This is a genomic window from Synechococcus sp. A18-25c, from assembly GCF_014280035.1.
GTDB lineage: Bacteria > Cyanobacteriota > Cyanobacteriia > PCC-6307 > Cyanobiaceae > Synechococcus_C.
In genome coordinates this window covers 476,820-493,627 of sequence record NZ_CP047957.1, presented here as the reverse complement: position 1 = coordinate 493,627, position 16,808 = coordinate 476,820, and the positions used below count along the sequence as shown (strand labels likewise).

At 45.7% G+C, this 16,808-nt stretch carries 21 protein-coding genes; 13 read left to right on the top strand and 8 right to left on the bottom strand.

The window, feature by feature from the left end:
• Nucleotides 1–142: 142 nt before the first annotated feature.
• From SynA1825c_RS02495 to SynA1825c_RS13580, 7 genes are all read left to right on the top strand, one after another.
• Nucleotides 143–838 carry a pentapeptide repeat-containing protein gene (locus tag SynA1825c_RS02495; protein ID WP_186470969.1) on the top strand — a complete coding sequence of 232 codons (696 nt, stop codon included), beginning with the start codon at nucleotides 143–145 and terminating at the stop codon, nucleotides 836–838.
• 149 nt (nucleotides 839–987) lie between these two features.
• Nucleotides 988–1,872, top strand: a complete 885-nt coding sequence (locus SynA1825c_RS02490; RefSeq protein WP_186470141.1) for a phycobilisome linker polypeptide — start codon at nucleotides 988–990, stop codon at nucleotides 1,870–1,872.
• Nucleotides 1,873–1,929: 57 nt separating this feature from the next.
• Nucleotides 1,930–3,576 (top strand): phycobilisome rod-core linker polypeptide, encoded by a 1,647-nt coding sequence (locus SynA1825c_RS02485; protein ID WP_186470140.1) that lies wholly within the window; start codon nucleotides 1,930–1,932, stop codon nucleotides 3,574–3,576.
• Nucleotides 3,577–3,645: 69 nt separating this feature from the next.
• Nucleotides 3,646–4,380 carry a phycobilisome rod-core linker polypeptide gene (locus SynA1825c_RS02480; protein WP_186470139.1) on the top strand — a complete coding sequence of 245 codons (735 nt, stop codon included), beginning with the start codon at nucleotides 3,646–3,648 and terminating at the stop codon, nucleotides 4,378–4,380.
• Between the two features lie 285 nt (nucleotides 4,381–4,665).
• Entirely contained in the window at nucleotides 4,666–5,208 is a 543-nt protein-coding gene (locus tag SynA1825c_RS02475) for a phycobiliprotein lyase (RefSeq protein WP_186470968.1), read from the top strand.
• Nucleotides 5,209–5,217: 9 nt separating this feature from the next.
• Complete coding sequence (locus SynA1825c_RS02470; RefSeq protein WP_186470138.1) at nucleotides 5,218–5,838, top strand: chromophore lyase CpcT/CpeT; 621 nt, start codon at nucleotides 5,218–5,220, stop codon at nucleotides 5,836–5,838.
• The gene (locus tag SynA1825c_RS13580; RefSeq protein WP_222930222.1) at nucleotides 5,831–6,136 is read left to right on the top strand and encodes a CpeR family transcriptional regulator; all 306 of its coding nucleotides are present in this window, start codon (nucleotides 5,831–5,833) and stop codon (nucleotides 6,134–6,136) included. Before SynA1825c_RS02470 ends, SynA1825c_RS13580 begins: the two co-directional genes overlap by 8 nt.
• A gap of 8 nt (nucleotides 6,137–6,144) precedes the next feature.
• Here the strand turns inward: SynA1825c_RS13580 and SynA1825c_RS02465 are convergent, their stop codons facing one another.
• The 3 genes from SynA1825c_RS02465 to SynA1825c_RS02455 are packed head-to-tail and all read right to left on the bottom strand — an operon-like array spanning nucleotide 6,145 to nucleotide 7,038.
• Nucleotides 6,145–6,378, bottom strand: coding sequence for a Nif11-like leader peptide family natural product precursor (locus SynA1825c_RS02465; protein ID WP_186470137.1), 234 nt, complete (start codon nucleotides 6,376–6,378; stop codon nucleotides 6,145–6,147).
• A 56-nt stretch (nucleotides 6,379–6,434) separates the two neighbouring features.
• Entirely contained in the window at nucleotides 6,435–6,716 is a 282-nt protein-coding gene (locus tag SynA1825c_RS02460) for a Nif11-like leader peptide family natural product precursor (protein ID WP_186470136.1), read from the bottom strand.
• 1 nt (nucleotide 6,717) lies between these two features.
• On the bottom strand, nucleotides 6,718–7,038 hold the full coding sequence (locus SynA1825c_RS02455; RefSeq protein ID WP_186470967.1) for a hypothetical protein: 321 nt from the start codon (nucleotides 7,036–7,038) through the stop codon (nucleotides 6,718–6,720).
• A 222-nt stretch (nucleotides 7,039–7,260) separates the two neighbouring features.
• On the opposite strand from SynA1825c_RS02455, the gene SynA1825c_RS02450 reads away from it, so the two are divergent.
• The 6 genes from SynA1825c_RS02450 (at nucleotide 7,261) to SynA1825c_RS02425 (ending at nucleotide 12,497) form a co-directional block, all read left to right on the top strand.
• The gene (locus tag SynA1825c_RS02450) at nucleotides 7,261–8,457 is read left to right on the top strand and encodes a HEAT repeat domain-containing protein (protein WP_186470135.1); all 1,197 of its coding nucleotides are present in this window, start codon (nucleotides 7,261–7,263) and stop codon (nucleotides 8,455–8,457) included.
• A gap of 175 nt (nucleotides 8,458–8,632) precedes the next feature.
• Entirely contained in the window at nucleotides 8,633–9,169 is a 537-nt protein-coding gene (locus SynA1825c_RS02445) for a bleomycin hydrolase (protein ID WP_186470134.1), read from the top strand.
• A gap of 47 nt (nucleotides 9,170–9,216) precedes the next feature.
• Nucleotides 9,217–9,714 carry a class 2 C-phycoerythrin subunit alpha gene (gene mpeA / locus SynA1825c_RS02440; RefSeq protein WP_186470133.1) on the top strand — a complete coding sequence of 166 codons (498 nt, stop codon included), beginning with the start codon at nucleotides 9,217–9,219 and terminating at the stop codon, nucleotides 9,712–9,714.
• 316 nt (nucleotides 9,715–10,030) lie between these two features.
• Nucleotides 10,031–10,912, top strand: a complete 882-nt coding sequence (locus SynA1825c_RS02435; RefSeq protein ID WP_186470132.1) for a phycobilisome rod-core linker polypeptide — start codon at nucleotides 10,031–10,033, stop codon at nucleotides 10,910–10,912.
• Between the two features lie 147 nt (nucleotides 10,913–11,059).
• On the top strand, nucleotides 11,060–11,986 hold the full coding sequence (locus tag SynA1825c_RS02430) for a HEAT repeat domain-containing protein (protein ID WP_255477031.1): 927 nt from the start codon (nucleotides 11,060–11,062) through the stop codon (nucleotides 11,984–11,986).
• 169 nt (nucleotides 11,987–12,155) lie between these two features.
• On the top strand, nucleotides 12,156–12,497 hold the full coding sequence (locus SynA1825c_RS02425; RefSeq protein WP_186470131.1) for a Nif11-like leader peptide family natural product precursor: 342 nt from the start codon (nucleotides 12,156–12,158) through the stop codon (nucleotides 12,495–12,497).
• A gap of 4 nt (nucleotides 12,498–12,501) precedes the next feature.
• Here SynA1825c_RS02425 and SynA1825c_RS02420 read toward each other — a convergent pair whose 3' ends face one another.
• The 5 genes from SynA1825c_RS02420 to cpeB form a co-directional block, all read right to left on the bottom strand.
• The gene (locus tag SynA1825c_RS02420) at nucleotides 12,502–13,146 is read right to left on the bottom strand and encodes a HEAT repeat domain-containing protein (protein ID WP_186470130.1); all 645 of its coding nucleotides are present in this window, start codon (nucleotides 13,144–13,146) and stop codon (nucleotides 12,502–12,504) included.
• 75 nt (nucleotides 13,147–13,221) lie between these two features.
• Nucleotides 13,222–14,547 carry a HEAT repeat domain-containing protein gene (locus SynA1825c_RS02415; RefSeq protein WP_186470129.1) on the bottom strand — a complete coding sequence of 442 codons (1,326 nt, stop codon included), beginning with the start codon at nucleotides 14,545–14,547 and terminating at the stop codon, nucleotides 13,222–13,224.
• A gap of 461 nt (nucleotides 14,548–15,008) precedes the next feature.
• The gene (locus SynA1825c_RS02410) at nucleotides 15,009–15,476 is read right to left on the bottom strand and encodes a DUF2656 family protein (RefSeq protein ID WP_255478434.1); all 468 of its coding nucleotides are present in this window, start codon (nucleotides 15,474–15,476) and stop codon (nucleotides 15,009–15,011) included.
• A 91-nt stretch (nucleotides 15,477–15,567) separates the two neighbouring features.
• Nucleotides 15,568–16,062, bottom strand: coding sequence for a class 1 C-phycoerythrin subunit alpha (cpeA, locus tag SynA1825c_RS02405; RefSeq protein WP_186470128.1), 495 nt, complete (start codon nucleotides 16,060–16,062; stop codon nucleotides 15,568–15,570).
• A gap of 57 nt (nucleotides 16,063–16,119) precedes the next feature.
• Nucleotides 16,120–16,674: a class 1 C-phycoerythrin subunit beta gene (cpeB, locus tag SynA1825c_RS02400; protein WP_186470127.1), complete on the bottom strand. Its 555-nt coding sequence runs from the start codon at nucleotides 16,672–16,674 to the stop codon at nucleotides 16,120–16,122.
• Nucleotides 16,675–16,808: the final 134 nt, after the last annotated feature.

Here is a 16,808-nt window from a genome sequence, read left to right as displayed (position 1 = left end):
AGAGTATTCCATAAACCTAAAAAAGGAGCATTGAAGAATCAATATACAAAGAGTGAGCGTTGGCAGAGAATTTAAAATATATAGGCGTTGGTGCTATGGTCATTATTCTAGAATTGGCGGCAAACAAGAAAGAGTCAATTCAATGACAAACCAAGGTTTTCTAAACCTCAAGACATGGTCAGAACCGGAGCTTTGTTCACCAGACTCAGACGAGAAGGTCAACGACGCGCGCGGCTCAGACTGGCGTAACAAGAATCTGGGTTCGCTTGATTTATCCGGCTCAAAACTGTGTCGATGTGATTTGAGGGGGACTGATCTGAGTCAATGTAACCTCAAGGACGCTGATTTACGACTGGCTATTTACGACAACACAACAAAGACTCCAGATGGCTTTGACATCAGAACTTCAGGAGCCGTAGGACCAGGAGCAAAACTGAATGGAGTTTATCTGAATAACACTGATTTAAGAGGGATCGATCTAAGAGGAGCAGCACTTCTTGGCGCTTACCTCAGCGGCACTGACTTAAGTGGAGCGATACTAGATAATGTGTCTTTAGCTGGCTCAGACTTGAGATCAGCCACCATGCGCGGAACCATGTGCCGAAACACTCGCTTTGGGACCTGCGAAATGGATCTAGTTGACCTCAGAGGAGCAGACCTTGAGGGCGCAGCACTCGATACCGTTCAATCAATCAAAGGAGCAGATTTTTCATTCTGCAGGGGTTTAGAAGACAAAGTAGATGCACTGCTTGCGAGATCTGCTATAGAGCTTGATTGCTGGAACCCGTACACTCGCTCAACAACTAGAAGCAGTTTAGAGAGCTTAATTGGCAGGTGATCCTTACCACGAAAGAACGCTAAAAAGGAGAAAAAACCAGATTCTCAACAATTAGCAATATTCGGACAAGATTGATTGAGGTTTATAAAGAACCGGCCCCCAGGGAGGGGAGGTGAACGAGTATTGCTAGGCGACATGTGAGAACCTTCATGCCCTTCGGTCCTGCTTCGCTCCTCGGGGTCGAACGCTTCTCGGAAGAGAGTGAAGCACCTCTAGAACTGATCTCTGGCGACGATGACGCCAAGAAGGAGCAAATCATAAGGGCTGTCTACAAGCAAGTGCTTGGGAATGCCTATGTCATGGACAGCGAACGACAAGTCATCACTGAATCCCAATTCAAGTTGGGAGAGATCAGTGTTCGTGAAATGGTTCGCAGAATTGCGAAGAGTTCTCTCTACACCAGTCGGTTCTTCGACACATGCGCAAGATACAGGTACATCGAATTAGCCTTCAGACACCTCCTAGGTCGCGCACCAGAAAGCTATGAAGAGATGCGGAGCCACGCAGATCGGTTAGATAGCAAAGGTTATGAAGCCGACATCGATAGTTTTTTAGATTCAGCAGATTATCAAAATACATTTGGTGAATGGATTGTCCCTTATCAGCGAGGTTGGAAAACTGAAAGCTGTGGAACAATGCAGGAGTTTACTTGGAGCTTCCAACTCCTTCGAGGAAATAGCAGCAGCAGCTTGAAGGGTGACTTGGCAGGCATTAGGAGCAAGCTTGGAGGCTCTGCTTATCAGAACAGGCCCATTGCGGTGGTCCCACCATCCTCAACAGAAGCAACTGGCTGGAGTTTCCGTCCATCGAAAAATCTCGAGGATGCAGCAACTCGATTGGGAGCCGGGGCAAGCGATCAAGGGCAAACCTACAAGATCGAAGTCACCGGCTACAGCACGACCAACCTCAAGAGAATATCAAGATACACAAGAAGCAATCGAATTTACTATGTTCCGTTCGATAAACTATCGGAGCAATTCAAACGTATTCATAAGGAAGGCGGAAAAATTTCAAGCATTACACCAGTGACATAAGAATCAGTTCGCACACTTCCCTCTCCACCCCTTCAATCCCTCCACTCGACGCAAATCATGGCAAGCAACGCTTCTTCCCTCGGCTTCGGTGCAACATCAAAATGGAACACCCCTGTGGGTTTCCAAAGGAAAAACCAGGGTGCGCCGAAAGCTGCTCTCACAATTGGAGAGTTTCTGAAGCAATCATGCGACAACATGGCAATTGGAGTGGGCCCAAGGAGCCACGAAGATTGCCCACACAGGGTGACAACAGAGTGCTACAGCCCCGATGACTCTGCCTCACTTAACGAAGTCATCGCGGCGGCTTATCGTCAGGTGTTTGGCAACGCTCACGTCATGGACTTTGAGCGTTCCGTTGAGCTTGAAGCTGAACTTAGAGATGGAAGACTGACTGTAAGAGAATTCATTAAAGGGCTCGCAAAATCAAGTTTCTACAAATCTCGATTTTTTAGTTCGGTCGCACCACAACGTGGCATTGAGCTGAATTACAAACATCTCTTAGGAAGAGCCCCAGAGACTCAAGCAGAAATTTCAGCAAAAATTGCACTCTTGTCGGAACATGGGCACGATACAGTTATCGATAGCATTGTTGATTCTGCTGAATATCTTGAAGTATTTGGCAGCGATATCGTTCCTTACGCACGTTCCTGGAGCTCACCTGCAGATCTTTCAACCGCAGCATTCCCAATGCTTGCAGCGTTGCAAAAGAGTTTTGCTGGTAGCGACAGTGCAAGAGGAGGAAGCCCAGCACTTACTCGTAGTCTGGCAAGTGGGTTAGCTCCAAGAATCAGTGTTCCCAGCCAAGCTGTTGGAGTTATTCCAAGCAAAACCTTCGCGAAAGGAAGATTTGATAGCAAACAGCCCGGTATCACTTCAGGGAAAGATAGTGCACCGATGCGCGGTGATTCATATGTGACCTTTGGTCTTGGACAACGCGAGCAGGAAACATTCCAACGTTGCCCTGGAGACACCAGTGATCAACTCAACACACTGATTCGGGCAACTTACAAACAGGTGATGGGGAATCCTCATCTCATGGAGTTTGAAAGAGCTCTTTCCGCCGAAAGTAAGTTCATCGATGGTTATTTGAGTACTCGCGAATTGGTTCGTGCGATTGGCCTTTCCGCGGAATACAAGAAACGCTTCTTTGAAACAAATGCACCTTATCGTTTCATTGAACTGAACTTCAAGCACTTCCTTGGAAGGGCACCACAGTCTCAGGCAGAAATCAGCGCACACACCCAAATTCTCGCGGAAGGGGGGTATGAAGCAGAAATCGCAAGTTATGTGGATTCGGAAGAATACCAAAGTGTGTTTGGCGAAGACACTGTTCCCTATGCAAGGATTCTCAGCGAAAGCGGACGTTCACAGGTTGCCTTTAACAGGCACTTGAGCCTTGCCGAAGGATTTGCAGCGAGTGACACTGTTTTGAGCAGTTCATCACTTGTACGGTCCGTCGCAACAGGAACTGTTCCCAAAGGTTGGAGCAGTACAACAACACGGATTAATCGCACTGGCACACAGTCTGGTGCACCAGATCCGACCAAAAAACGCTTCAGAATTGTTGTTGCCAATCAGACGCGGATGTCTAGACAAAGAACATCTGGAAGCACCTATCTCGTTTCGGGCAAAGACATGTCTAGCCAAATCAAATACATCCATGCAAGAGGCGGGAAAATTGTATCCATCACAGAAGTGATGTAAACCAAAACCGACGATTTCATTAGAGGGTTTCAGCGAAAGAAACCCTCTATTTTTTTACTTCTCTGACACATGACAACCACAACAACTCTTGCTTCAAAAGCAAACATTGATACCAGCCACGCCGCTGAAGTAATTCAGCAAGCCTATCGCCAAGTTTTCGGTAACCGGCACATGATGGAGCTTGATAAAAATGAGTCAATCGAGGCCTTGTTTATGAACGGTGACTTGACCGTACAGGCAATGGTGACCGCAATGGCTCAATCAGAGACATATAAGCAATTATTCCTAACCCCAAACAATCCGTATAAATTTGTAGAACTGAATTTCAAGCATTTATTAGGACGCCCACCCAAAGATCAAACAGAAGTGATGGAGCACGTAAAACTTCTCCAAACCGAAGGGTATGAAGCCGAAATGGCAAGTTACACGTACAGCGAAGAGTATCTAGCTGCATTTGGAATTGATACTGTTCCATACAATAGAGCGAGAAATTCTATCGTAGGTGGTCAAACCAATTTCTACACACGTGCAGCCGTTAGTGATGCTGGGTATGCTGGCTTTGATGGAGCAAAAAAAGAGTCAACGCTTCTGACCAGCATTTGCACGAATCAATCCCCGACAATACTTGAAAGAAAGAGTGTGGGAAATGCTGCGGCTCTCACAATTAATTGGACCTCGCGACGCCAAGTTGGGGGTAACCGAAGGGCAGTACAAAAATCTGTAGTGATGCAAAGTTCCATGTCAGGGACCATCCGAAGTATCCTTGCTCAGGGTGGCAAAATCATTTCCATTACGAAGGCTTAAAGCTAAGACGTAAACCCATAACCAATGACTGCCATCGGCGATAATTGGTTACGGGAATCACCATATCCCAAGCCATTTCAAAACGAATCAACCCTGAAGGGGGTTAACAAATGCCAATTCTTCGCCCTACTTCAAGCGAACAACCTAATCAAGACAAAGCATTTCATCAATCTGTATCGTCTAAACCCATGGCGATGTCCATGATGATCGATTCTATGGTTAACATGATGCAGAATAACCGTCCTGCCTTGGATGACCGTATCATCAGCGGAATTAACAACTCAAATGAATATTGAGCAATTCGTTGCTCAAAGTGAGGGCGAATGGCGATCGATGCGGTCCGGTCATTCACTTGCTTTTCAATACTTCGAAGATGTTCTAAGTGAAATTAAGATAGAGAAGATAAGCAAAAACGACCCAAGAGTTAAGAGTCTGCTTGAGTCTTACAATCATTCTGAAGCACTTATATCATCAATAATATCGCCATTTAAAATGGAGTGGTCTGCTGAAAGTGATTGGGAACCTGATGATCCGACTGAAGTCGCAAAAGGAAGTTGCATCATCTTGCCCATTCCAAAAGGCCATTCATCAGGTGAATTGCTAAGAAGTGTTGGATATGCAGAGTCTGAAACAGCGAAGTCAGACTATCACTTTTTGGAAGACGGTACATTTATTTTAACCACTCAATACGAGCAATCAATTGCTGAAGAACGGATTTGGTTCGCAACTGAAAATGTAAGGTGCAGATCATCAATACTCAAAACATCAGCCGGATCTGGAATTTTACAAACATCATTTGCCTCAGAAGTTCGTCGGATTCAACCCTAATTAATTGTAATGCAAGACATTAAGCTATTAGAGTTTGCAAAAACTCTCTCCGGTGTCTACGACAATTTAGAGCAATCTCAAAACAATCCCCAAGATTTTGCGAGAATTAACATCTACTTTCGCCCATTACCATGGGAGATATTTGACGGGCCAGGTTTTTACTCAGAACAATGTTATGACTACGCTCCTTGGGACCCATATCGACAAGGCATTCACAAATTAACCCATCAAGATAATTTATTTATAATGCATAATTATGGTTTTGAGAAGCCAAAGAGACTAGCAGGTGGGGGGAAAAACCCAGAAATACTTAAAGGATTAAAAGAGTTGTCAATGAATGAAAGATGCGGATGCGCAATGCACTTCGAACTCATTAAAAAAGGTGAGTATATAGGGAGAGTTGAACCTGGCAAGAAATGCCTAGTTCCCCGTGACGGCAAACTAACCTATTTAGTGAGTGAAGTAGAAGTCAATCAAGAAAAATGGATCAGCAGAGATAGAGGATATGATCCAAAAACGGATGAACAACTGTGGGGGTCAGAGCATGGTCTACTTAAGTTCAAGCGAATCAAATACCTTGACGATATAATTAACGATGATTGGAGAAAACACATAAGCAGTAATGTTTGATGTAGATAAACAAATGAAAGCATGGATTCGCTCTCATCATTTAATATGCGAGGGTAGTGATTTCATGTTTGAAACAGTTGATCAAACTCAGCTGGATAAGTTCGAAGAATGTCTCAAGAGAATGGGTGGCAAAATAAGAACAGTTAAAGCAGTGGGAAATTGGCCAATGGGACCTAACAGAACCTTCAAAATATTACGCGCGATAGCATCAGTACCAAGGCCGGGGGGAGAGAAACTAGTAACGTATTGGGCTAAAAAAGGAAGCAAGCAAACAAGGTATTCAGATATAAATAGTTAAATACTGAGTTAATCTCCAAACCAGCCCATCCATGTGTCTTGAGAAAAATCAGTATGCTTACTCCATTTTCTTAAAATTGTAGTCGAATCAAAAGAATATCCAAGTGAAGCTGCAATATCAATGACTTGATCTTGATTCAAGGCAGATTTTACCTGCGCTTGGAGATCAGAGTCATTGCGCACAAGAGTTATAAACGACTCTAAAACTGCATCTTTTTGGTCGTTGGTGACAGAAGCATCCATGACTGCACTAAGAATCATTTCAATTATTCTATTCTAGGCTTGCGTCAATGGCAAGCTCATGCACCATCCATAAGCATTGATCTCCAGGGCTGAACCCGACGGAATGCCCAAGACCAATGCTGAGGCTCAACGATTGCGATACGTTCTTTTTCTGTTGAAGACAAACTGGAGAAATCAGACTCAACGAAAACTAACCACTCCTGAATTGAAATATTAAAACCAACTTGCGAAGCATAATCAACAATTTGCTGATCAGATTGACAGGCTTTCAATCCCGTAGCAACTGAATGGTCGTAAACAACCTTGGCGACAAATTCCTGAATTTGAGAAGAGGACATATCAACAGCTTTCAATCCACAATGCAAAGTTCACATTTTTACAGATCATCTGCAAAACCAATGGTCCCCCTGGGCAACGCAAAAGTCTCCAGGGAATTTGTTCTTGAAGAATACCCGAATCTATGGTGATCTTCGGAGGACTTGTAGCTTGCTCATACGGGATCAGTGCAGAACCAGTAATGATCGGATCAATAGATCGAACAACAGTTTTAAGCTGCTCAAGATCTGTGATCTCGTTCAGCTGTGATTGAACGGTAACTGTTTCTTTGACAGCATCCACAAAGCGATGAAGAGATTGCTCAATTTCTGGAGAGACTGGCATCACAGAAAGACAAAGACGATTAAATGCTAACAGACCAGACCATTGAATATTTGCAACAAGAGAGCAGGGAAAAACCCTACTATCAATTAATGCTCCAACCATCAAAAGCCTTAAAGAAGGCTCTAAAACCAACTCGATGGTAGAGTCACTGAATAGAAACAGCAATCTTGGAGCAGGAGTCCCATTCTGCGAAAAGATTGCCGTTAACAATCATCCAATGACATGCCTGAAAGGTTTGACAACTTAGTAGAGGGTCTATCTGAGGAACGCGCCCTATCGGTCATCCTTGCCAAGCCAGAAACACTGGAAAGACCGGTCGATAAATACATGGCTGCAACAAGGCTAGGAGCGAGTGATACAGATATTTCACTTGAATACCTACTCAAAGCATCAGAATTAGATCCTGAAAATCTATACGACCGAATTACTCGGAGAAAGGCAATTGATGCCTTGGGAAGAAGAAAAAATGCCAAAGCATTGCCATACTTATTCAAAGCGCTCAAAGGCGATGACGAAGCAGCGATCATCAATGCAATCGATTCCATCACAAAAATTGATGCACCACTTTCAGAAGAAGATCATGACAAATTATTGGCGACTCTGACCGGTGAAGCCATCCAGCAAAGAGCTGTCATTCAAGCCCTTTGCAGAATGGGCGTCACCAAGGGTGAGCAAACCATCAGGACAAAAGCAAAAGACGGCAACCCATTAGTAGCCGGCGCTGCCAAAGCATACCTAGCAAGAGTTCATGGGGAAACAAAAGGGTTAGATGATCTAATTCCGCAACTGACTGATCCGATTGCGGGAAGACGACGGTCGGCCGTAATTGATCTGGGTGATGCTGGAGATATCAATCGCTTGGAATCCCTTGTAAATGCTCCAGTTTCGATGTCGCTTCGGGCGAAAAGTGCATTTCAACTCGTTGATCCGGAGAAAAAATGCATCGTTCCAGATCAATTCATTGATCCATTAACACGCTTACTTCAAGACAATCCGCAGACATTAAGATTAAGAACCGAATGGATCTGCCCAGCCGCACCGATCGAAATCGAAAACAATTTGCAGCATCGCGATGAAGCCCGCCAATACGGTGGAGCAGCGAGCCTTATGGCTTTGCCTACAACAGAGAAGTTATTAATAATAGATGCTATCAAGGACAAACTATGGAGTGACTACGTAACTCATTATTACTTAACAGCCGTCGTGAGCTTACAAGCAATCAACGAACGTAGCCATCTCGTCCGATTAGCACTGGCAGAAACCATCCCTCAGTACACCAAGTCCAGGATTGCTGCAGCCTGGGGGTGCCTGGCCATGGGCCTCGATGACCAAAAGCATCTTCTTAAAGACCTTGCTAACACAGCAGCCTGGATACCTCTCAGATGGACCTGCCTACAAGTGCTTAAAAAGATGTCATAAAACTGCTAGCAAGATCAGGGCGGCATGAGCTGAAGCGTATTGAATCAACACTCAAGCAGTTTTTGTCAACTTGTGTTTCCTGACAGGCTTGCCGGAAGAGAAGAGGAAAAAAGCATGATTAAAGTCACTCGTGATGCGGAATGCATCTCCCTCAACAACGTATTCCTCAACCCCCATGCTCGACGCATTTTCCCGGGCTGCCGTATCCGCCGATTCCAGCGGCGCTTTTATTGGCGGTGGCGAGCTCGCTTCTCTGAAAAGCTTCATTGCTGATGGCAACAAGCGTCTCGACGCAGTGAACGCCATCACCTCCAACGCTGCTTGCATCGTTTCTGACGCTGTCGCTGGCATCTGCTGCGAGAACACCGGACTGACCGCTCCTAACGGTGGTGTGTACACCAACCGCAAGATGGCTGCTTGCCTGCGCGATGGTGAGATCGTTCTCCGCTACGTGAGCTACGCACTGCTCGCCGGTGACGCATCTGTGCTGCAAGACCGTTGCCTCAACGGCCTGCGCGAGACCTATGCCGCACTGGGCGTTCCTACCGGTTCTGCTTCACGTGCCGTCGCCATCATGAAAGCTGCTGCTAGTGCTCTGATCACTAATACCAACAGCGGTTCCAAGAAAATGGCTCTGACCTCTGGCGATTGCTCCAGCCTGTCTGCTGAGTCCGCTAGCTACTTCGACATGGTGATCAGCGCAATCAGCTGAACAACAGGTTGATTTTTCGATAAATCTTCAAAAAACCATTTTCAATCATGAAGTCCGTCATCACCACCGTCGTCGGCGCAGCCGATAGCGCATCCCGCTTCCCTTCCTCCTCCGATATGGAGTCGGTTCAGGGTTCCATCCAACGTGCTGCCGCACGTCTTGAGGCTGCTGAAAAGCTGGCCGGCAACTATGACGCCGTGGCTCAAGAAGCTGTCGACGCCGTGTACGCCCAGTACCCCAACGGTGCCACCGGCCGTCAGCCCCGTAAGTGCGCCACCGAAGGCAAAGAGAAGTGCAAGCGTGACTTCGTTCACTACCTGCGTCTGATCAACTACTGCCTGGTCACCGGCGGCACTGGCCCCCTGGATGAGCTGGCAATCAACGGTCAGAAGGAAGTGTACAAGGCACTCAGCATCGATGCTGGTACCTATGTTGCCGGTTTCGCTCACATCCGCTCCCGCGGTTGTGCACCTCGCGACATGAGCGCTCAGGCTCTGACCGCTTACAACCAGCTTCTCGACTACGTCATCAACTCCCTGGGCTGATATTCAGCTTTAGCTGATTGATGTTCTCGATTTGATGGAGGGGGTGGGCGAAAGCCCACCTTTTTTTTACCTTGTCGATTTCAATTCCAATTTTTAGATAATATCTCCAATTTTCAGGGATTGGAATCGGCAGACATCAAATCCCCCACACCCCACCCGACAAGGGAAGAAAGAACAAAATTCAATCATCAACAGATTTAATTACGTATAGCCATCAAATTTTCTCCTGCAAAGCACATCTGATCAAGCGATTTTTCGCTCAGAAAAAAGCCGACTCAAGAGAAAACTCAACCCAAATCATCCCTCCTTTAGCATCATGCTGAGTACCCAGACAAGTCGTGATGGTATGGCTGCAGCAAGCCGTACACAACCTGCATCCTATTCCACAACCAGTAAAGCTGGAAAGAACACGACGCATCGCACTGTCGCTGGTTCGATTGCAGAATTCAAACGCAACACCTGCTCAACAATGAGCTTGGGCATAGGGCCGAGACTTCATAGCGAATGTCCCTTTGGGTCTGTATTCGACCAGTACCACCCTGGGGACTCGGCAGCTCTCGAAAGAACAATCATTGCAGCCTACCGACAAGTCTTGGGGAATTTACCGCCGACAGAAAATGAGCGTCTCAGCTCCTTAGAAGCCCGTTTGATGAATGGTGAAATCACAGTTCGTGATTTCGTCAATGGTCTTGCGAAATCACCCTTTTACAAGAAGAACTATTTTCACTCTGTTGCTCCACAGCGCGGAATTGAGCTGAACTACAAGCACCTGCTTGGCCGTCCTCCACTGAATCAAGGAGAAATTCAAAAAAGTATCAAACTCCAGGCCGAATCAGGCTTTGATGCTTTAATTGACAGCCTTACTGACAGTGCAGAATACGCTGAAGTTTTCGGTTCCGATATCGTTCCTTATTGGCGTACAGGCGACTCTTATGCAGGCATGATGACATCATCATTCAATATGATGAGAGAGCTTGCTAGCACAAAAGTAGCCGTGAGCGACAATGCTCAAGGCAGCAGAAGCAGAACTGTTAACCCCCTTGCAACTGCTGCAGCAAATGCAGTGCAGCCAGTGCGCTTCACTTATAAGGCAGTGGCCAAACCTGCACCACGTTTGCCCCAACAGCAATACTCGGGACACCAACCTCCCAAGCAGACTGGTAATGTTCCGTTCCGGCCTTTTGGAGTTCACTTTTAAAGTGAATTCAAAGACGGAAAGCAGCTGGCTCATTAAAAGTTGACCGGCAAGCACCCTATCTCTATAGGGTGCTTTTTTTTAATAGCAAGGTCAGTCCAGAAGTCAAATGACACAACCGAGAAGATCGTCATGTAGATTAGAAAAAGATTGAAAAAGCGTTCGGTGTCTGAACATTCAAATGCAGAGTCGCCAACCAGCGATAGTCAGCTCACCGAAGAAGAGGCTCTACATTTAGCAGAAGAGCTTGGAAGTCTATTAAGTGACGGCAAAATACCAAATTCGGACGCTGAATCAATTCAAAAGATGGTTGCAGGCTTGGGAGATAAAAGAGGTGCACTACGACTTACATTTGCAAAAAGCCTTGGTGCCGTGGGAGATACAGCATTACCAGTTTTATGCGATGCCCTACGTCATCACAAGAATGTTGTAGTAAGAAGAGCATCAGCAAAAACAATTAATTTAATTGGTGATAAAGCGGCTTTGCCATTTTTATTAGAGGCATTTTTAGAAGATGACGACCCAGTTGTGCTTGGATCCTCAGCAGGTGCCATGGCAACAATTGGACCAGATGCGATGGAAACATTACTGGGAATCCTCAAAAATCCAGACTGCACTCCTTTCCAGGTAGGACTGATTAACCTCGCACTGAGCTTCATTGGTGCGAAGGCACCGGAAACCTTGTTAAGTGCCGCTGATTCTGACTCAGCGGAAGTAAGAGTCGCAGCAATTTCAGCATTAGGAGACCAAATACAATCGCTGGGTGACACAAAAGCCCAGAGAAAAGTATTTGAAGCCTTAGAAGATGTTTCTCCGGATGTAAGAGCAGAAGCTGTAACACTAATAGGAAAATCGTGTGACGCCGAGGATGTCGAAGAGCTATTAACCAAAATGTTGATTGACGAAGACCTTCAAGTCAGAAAGAACACTGCCATGGCATTAATGAAACTTGGAGCCATCAATAAAATTGAAGCGATAAGAGAGGCGAAATCAATCGAAAGCAACGAATCAGTTGCCGCAGTCTTTAGTGTAGCCATCAACATCTTGAGCAGAGATGCACAAGAAGAAAGCGAATAGAAAGCTACGCTCGTAAAAGTCCTCGAACCAAATAGATGTCAGCAAAAGGGGAGAGTGCTTTTAAAACATCAGAATAAATTTACCAGCCAAATAAAGAGTCAATAAACAATGCAACTTGCGCACAGATTTGATCATTGAATGATAAAGTGTATTTCTAAGCAGATGTCTCATGTCACGCGCAGAATTTATCCGTTTCCTTGGAGTCTTAGAGGAAAACGCCTCATTCAGACAGCTCTTTGCAGAAGCCGAGCCTGAAGAGATTCTTAGGTTGGCCGATCAAAATGGTTTTGATTTTTCTGACGAAATTAAAGGACGTTTCTTAAATCGCTGGGCAGGTGTTTATTTCTGTCCTTTTGCCAATGATGTTGGAAGACTATGCCCCAAAATGATACCAGAGGGGTATGAGACGCTCTTGCATTACTCTCAAACAACATGCAGCAAAGATGACAAAGTTGAACGCTTCGACTTCAGAGCTGGTGGATATTATTCAGGAATAGAAACTGTTTCATGAGCAACTACTGATCCTGTTGCCTCGACATAAGATTCTCAAGTCTTGCCAGTGAAGATTCAGCAGCTCCGCGAATCATCGGATCACTGGCACCGCTAAGAAGAGCCTTCAATGCAACTTCAGAGTCAGGGTCAGGAATATCGGCAAGTGCTTGAGAAGCACTAAAAACCAAAGCAATATTTTCACTATTGAGTGAGTTTGAAAGGATTTTAATTGCTTCCTTAGATCTTATTTCTTGCTTTCCGATTTGCCCAAGACACATCAATACACCTTGAACAACGACCATATCATCATCATCAACTCCTTTTTCCAGAAGGGTCATCACTTCTTCAGGGAAAGCTTGATCTGGAAAATTCTTAAACAACTGGACGAAAGCCTTTGGAACACAACGTCTTGCAGTTTGGTTATCAGTTGATGAATAAACATCTAACAAAGGAAGGAATGCAGAGCTACCAAACAAACCAATACCTTTTACCGCTGCACGGTAAACCTTAGGATCTTTATCGGTAAGTAGATCAATTAATTTGGGAAGTGCTTCTTGAGGGTAATGTTCAACCATCAATGCACAGGCATCTTCCTGAATCCTCGGATTAGGATGTTGAAAATCAGAAAACAATTCATCAATCGAAGGGAAAGAAGAATTGCTTTCCATTTACCCGTACATACAGATCAGGGAATATCTTAGCATTCGGAGTGACTTCAGTTGCTCCAAGGCCTGTATATAGATTCACACAGTACCCAGAATTGATTCAGTTTTATATCGCACAGCCCAATCAGGATCTGTGCACGAAAGTTGCTTGATTGGCTCATAAAACTGTTGGATCTCGAACCGTTTAGGATCAGATTGAATAACCATCAGAGCCACATAACGGTAATCCCAAGACTGTTCACCCTCTACACCAAGCCATTGCTCTATGAGATCATGACAATCATTAGGGAACAACCTTGCATATGAAAGGAAAGCAGCAGGAGCAGACTTCTTAAATTGTGGACGCTTGTCTGCAATCGCTTGGCGGAGAATTGGCTTGATCAGATTTAACGCTTCCACACTCCAACCCTCCATCAACCCAAACAAACGCATTAAGAAGTAATGAGCACCGTAATCATTATATGCTCGAGAATTCCAGCAATCTTCAATTAAAGGATAGAGCTCTTCTACATCTCTAGACAATAGAGATTGCATTGCAAGATAACAACGACTGAAATCGGGATGGAACAAGCTCTCAACTAGCAATGAGGTTGAAGGAGACATGTCATAACGATGGACAACAACAATATCCCTTGGATCGTCTAGAAGAACCTTTTGAATGGCTTCAAGGCCAAACTGCTTTCGTTCAAGATTATCGGATTGTTTGACTAAAGAGCGGAGCGCTCTCATGCGAAATGCAGGGGAGATTGGGGCTGTCAGTAGATCTGGCAGTATCTGAAATGCATCAGCGTCAATAATGTCCTGAACAGCCGATTGTCGATCCATCTGATTGGCTTCATAAAGGTAATCAGATAAATCGTCAAGGTTTGGTTGCTCCCCTGATAAGCGGGAGAGCGCCGCCAATGCAGCACCTCGAATCGGTGTTTTTTCACTTGCCAACAAACACTCGATGGATGGAATAGCAGAAGAAACTGAAAGCTTTGCCAACGATTGAATTAACACCCTCTGATTTTGTGAAGGGTCACTTAGCAAAGAAATCATGGATTCATGAATTAAGCGATCTGAACAATTCAACTCACCCAACGCCCAAGCAGCATTCTCAACTGTATAAGAATCAGAACTTTCAAGAAAACCTGCAATGATCAATTGTGCACGATTAGACTTTAATCGTGCGAGAACTTCTATCGCTTTGCGTTGCGCCAAGCGCACAGCATTATCTGCTGAAGATCGACTCAGGAATAGGATAAGAGCCTCTTCTGTTTCATCACAAGGAAAATTAATCAGATGAGAACATGCCATATAAAAATCACTTGCACTTTCTAAATCAACAACTTGTTTGGTAAGGATTGCGATTGCGTCATCGCGCTTAAGCCCCAAATGAATATTGTCAAAAAGCCCTGCCATGACTGACCCCTCTCTTCAGCAAAAATTCTACACAACCACACGTAAGCTCGACTCGTCCAGAGGATAAGAAACGTTTTAACGGTCTTTCCAATGCAGGAGTAAACCTGCAAGATGTCTAATAGATGAACTCTTAAGGATGGGACCCTTTTCAGGACAGCGCCTACGTATCTCGACCGGCGTGATGGATGGGTCAAGGCCTTCAACAAGTCGAACAATATGCATCGACACCAGATTCATGAATCAATGGATGCAAGCAACACATCGTTGTGGTGTGTCAATCCTCCATGTCTCAAAATTGACAGTTTCGACAGATAGTAATATCAAGCCTTTGATTCCATTAAAAAAAGAAACCTCTTCTGCGCCCAAAAAAGCCTTGACAACAGAAAAGGTCGAGGAGCGCAAAGACAACAAACGAAGCGGTCGACGTCGCAATCGGCGAAAAGCCTCATGAACGCGTTCGTCTAACTCTTTGAAGTAGACACTTCAAACACACTTTCAACTGGGCGATTCCCTTTGAGACTCTCCCAGTTGATGGCATTTAAAAAAGCCGCCTGGTCAATAGTCTCAACAACATCAACTCCCCAAAAACCCCTTTGCAAAGGTGATCCAGGAGCCGCGTCTGAGTCTTTCCTGCCTCCAAGAGCCAAAACAACATGATTGGCTTGATGACCCAATTCAACTCTGAGTTGGATCCAAGCCTCAACGAGTTCCTCTGCAAGCTCTTGGGGAGAACGAGAAGAGGTTATTGACATCAACCAATGCGGATGGCCAAGCAATTCGATGTTTTGAACCGAATTAGCCTTGCGCTGCAATCCTTCTGATAACTGTGTCAAATCAAAAGAAGGAACATTCTCAGAGTCAACTTGAAGATTATGAGAAATCAAAAAGGTTGTCATCTTCTTTTTAAAATCAAACCATAAACGAAACATCCGCATTGCGTGATGATTCTTTGATACGGTTATCACGACCAATAAAAAAGAGGGGCTTACGCCCCTCAGAATTCTCTAATGATCCAAGAGATCAGGAGAGAGCATTGATTGCATAGTCAAGATAGCTCTTGAACTCGTTCAGAGCCTGTGCGCTCATGTCGCGAGGAGCACATGCACGGTCACGCGTGTAGGTGAGTGCTTCGATATAAGCATTTGTAGGAAGACCCAAGGTGCGATACACCTCACGAGCACCTGCAATGCCCCACTCATCCAGAGGACCAGTACCGCCAACAATCAGGCAGTAGTTGATCAGACGGAGGTAGTGACCAAGATCGCGGTAGCACTTGTCAATTTTGACTTGGCTATCGCCAGCTTCACCAGGCTGCTTCAAATAAGCGTACTTGTTGAAGCATGCGTCGCCCGCTTCACGGGTGACGTTGTCCAAACCAGAAGCCAGCTTTTCAGCAGCCTCAAGACGAGCAGCAGCTCGCTGAATGTTGCCTTGGACGGCTTCGAGATCGTTTTGTGAAGGGAAGCGACCTGCAGCATCGGCTGCAGTCACAACAGTGGTGACAACGGATTTCATTTGTGATCCCTAATTAGTGATGCTGAAAAGGAAAAAAGAGTCGGAATCAGATGCCAATCAGCTGATGGCGCCGATCACGCGATCGAAGTAAGAACCAGCTTCAGACACCAACGCGGAGCAATCACCCTGGGTGGTTTCCATCTTGCGGTACTTAGAACCACCACTTGCAGGGGTGTTGGTCTGATCAATCAGTGCTGTAGCTGCGGACTTCATGATGGCCACAGCGCGAGCTGCTGACTGAGTGGGAACACCCAGAGCGATGTAGGTCTCCTTCAGACCATTCAGGCAACGATCGTCGAGAACCGAAGCATCGCCAGCCAGAAGGGCGTAGCTGATGTAACGGAGAACGATCTCACCATCACGAAGGCATGCAGCCATGCGACGGGTGGGATAGCAGTTGCCACCGGCTTGGATCAGACCGGTGTTCTCACAAATCATGCCGGTAACTGCATCGGAAACGATGCAGTAGGCATTGGAGGTGATGGCGTTAACAGCGTCAAGACGCTTGTTGCCGTCACGCACATAGGAACGGAGGTCAGCGAGCTCGCTACCACCAACAGGTGCAGTTTTGGCGTCAGCGCTGACGACTGTGCGAGAAAATGCGTCGAGCATTGGGGGGCCAGACAGTTTTGGAGATGCAGTGCTTCTGAAACCGCCCGGGGAACAAGCCGCTTAGGCCTGACACCACCAGGTAGGGGTGGAAGCGCTATGTCAAGCTAAGCCCTTGGCAAGGGGGGGGCCCAAAA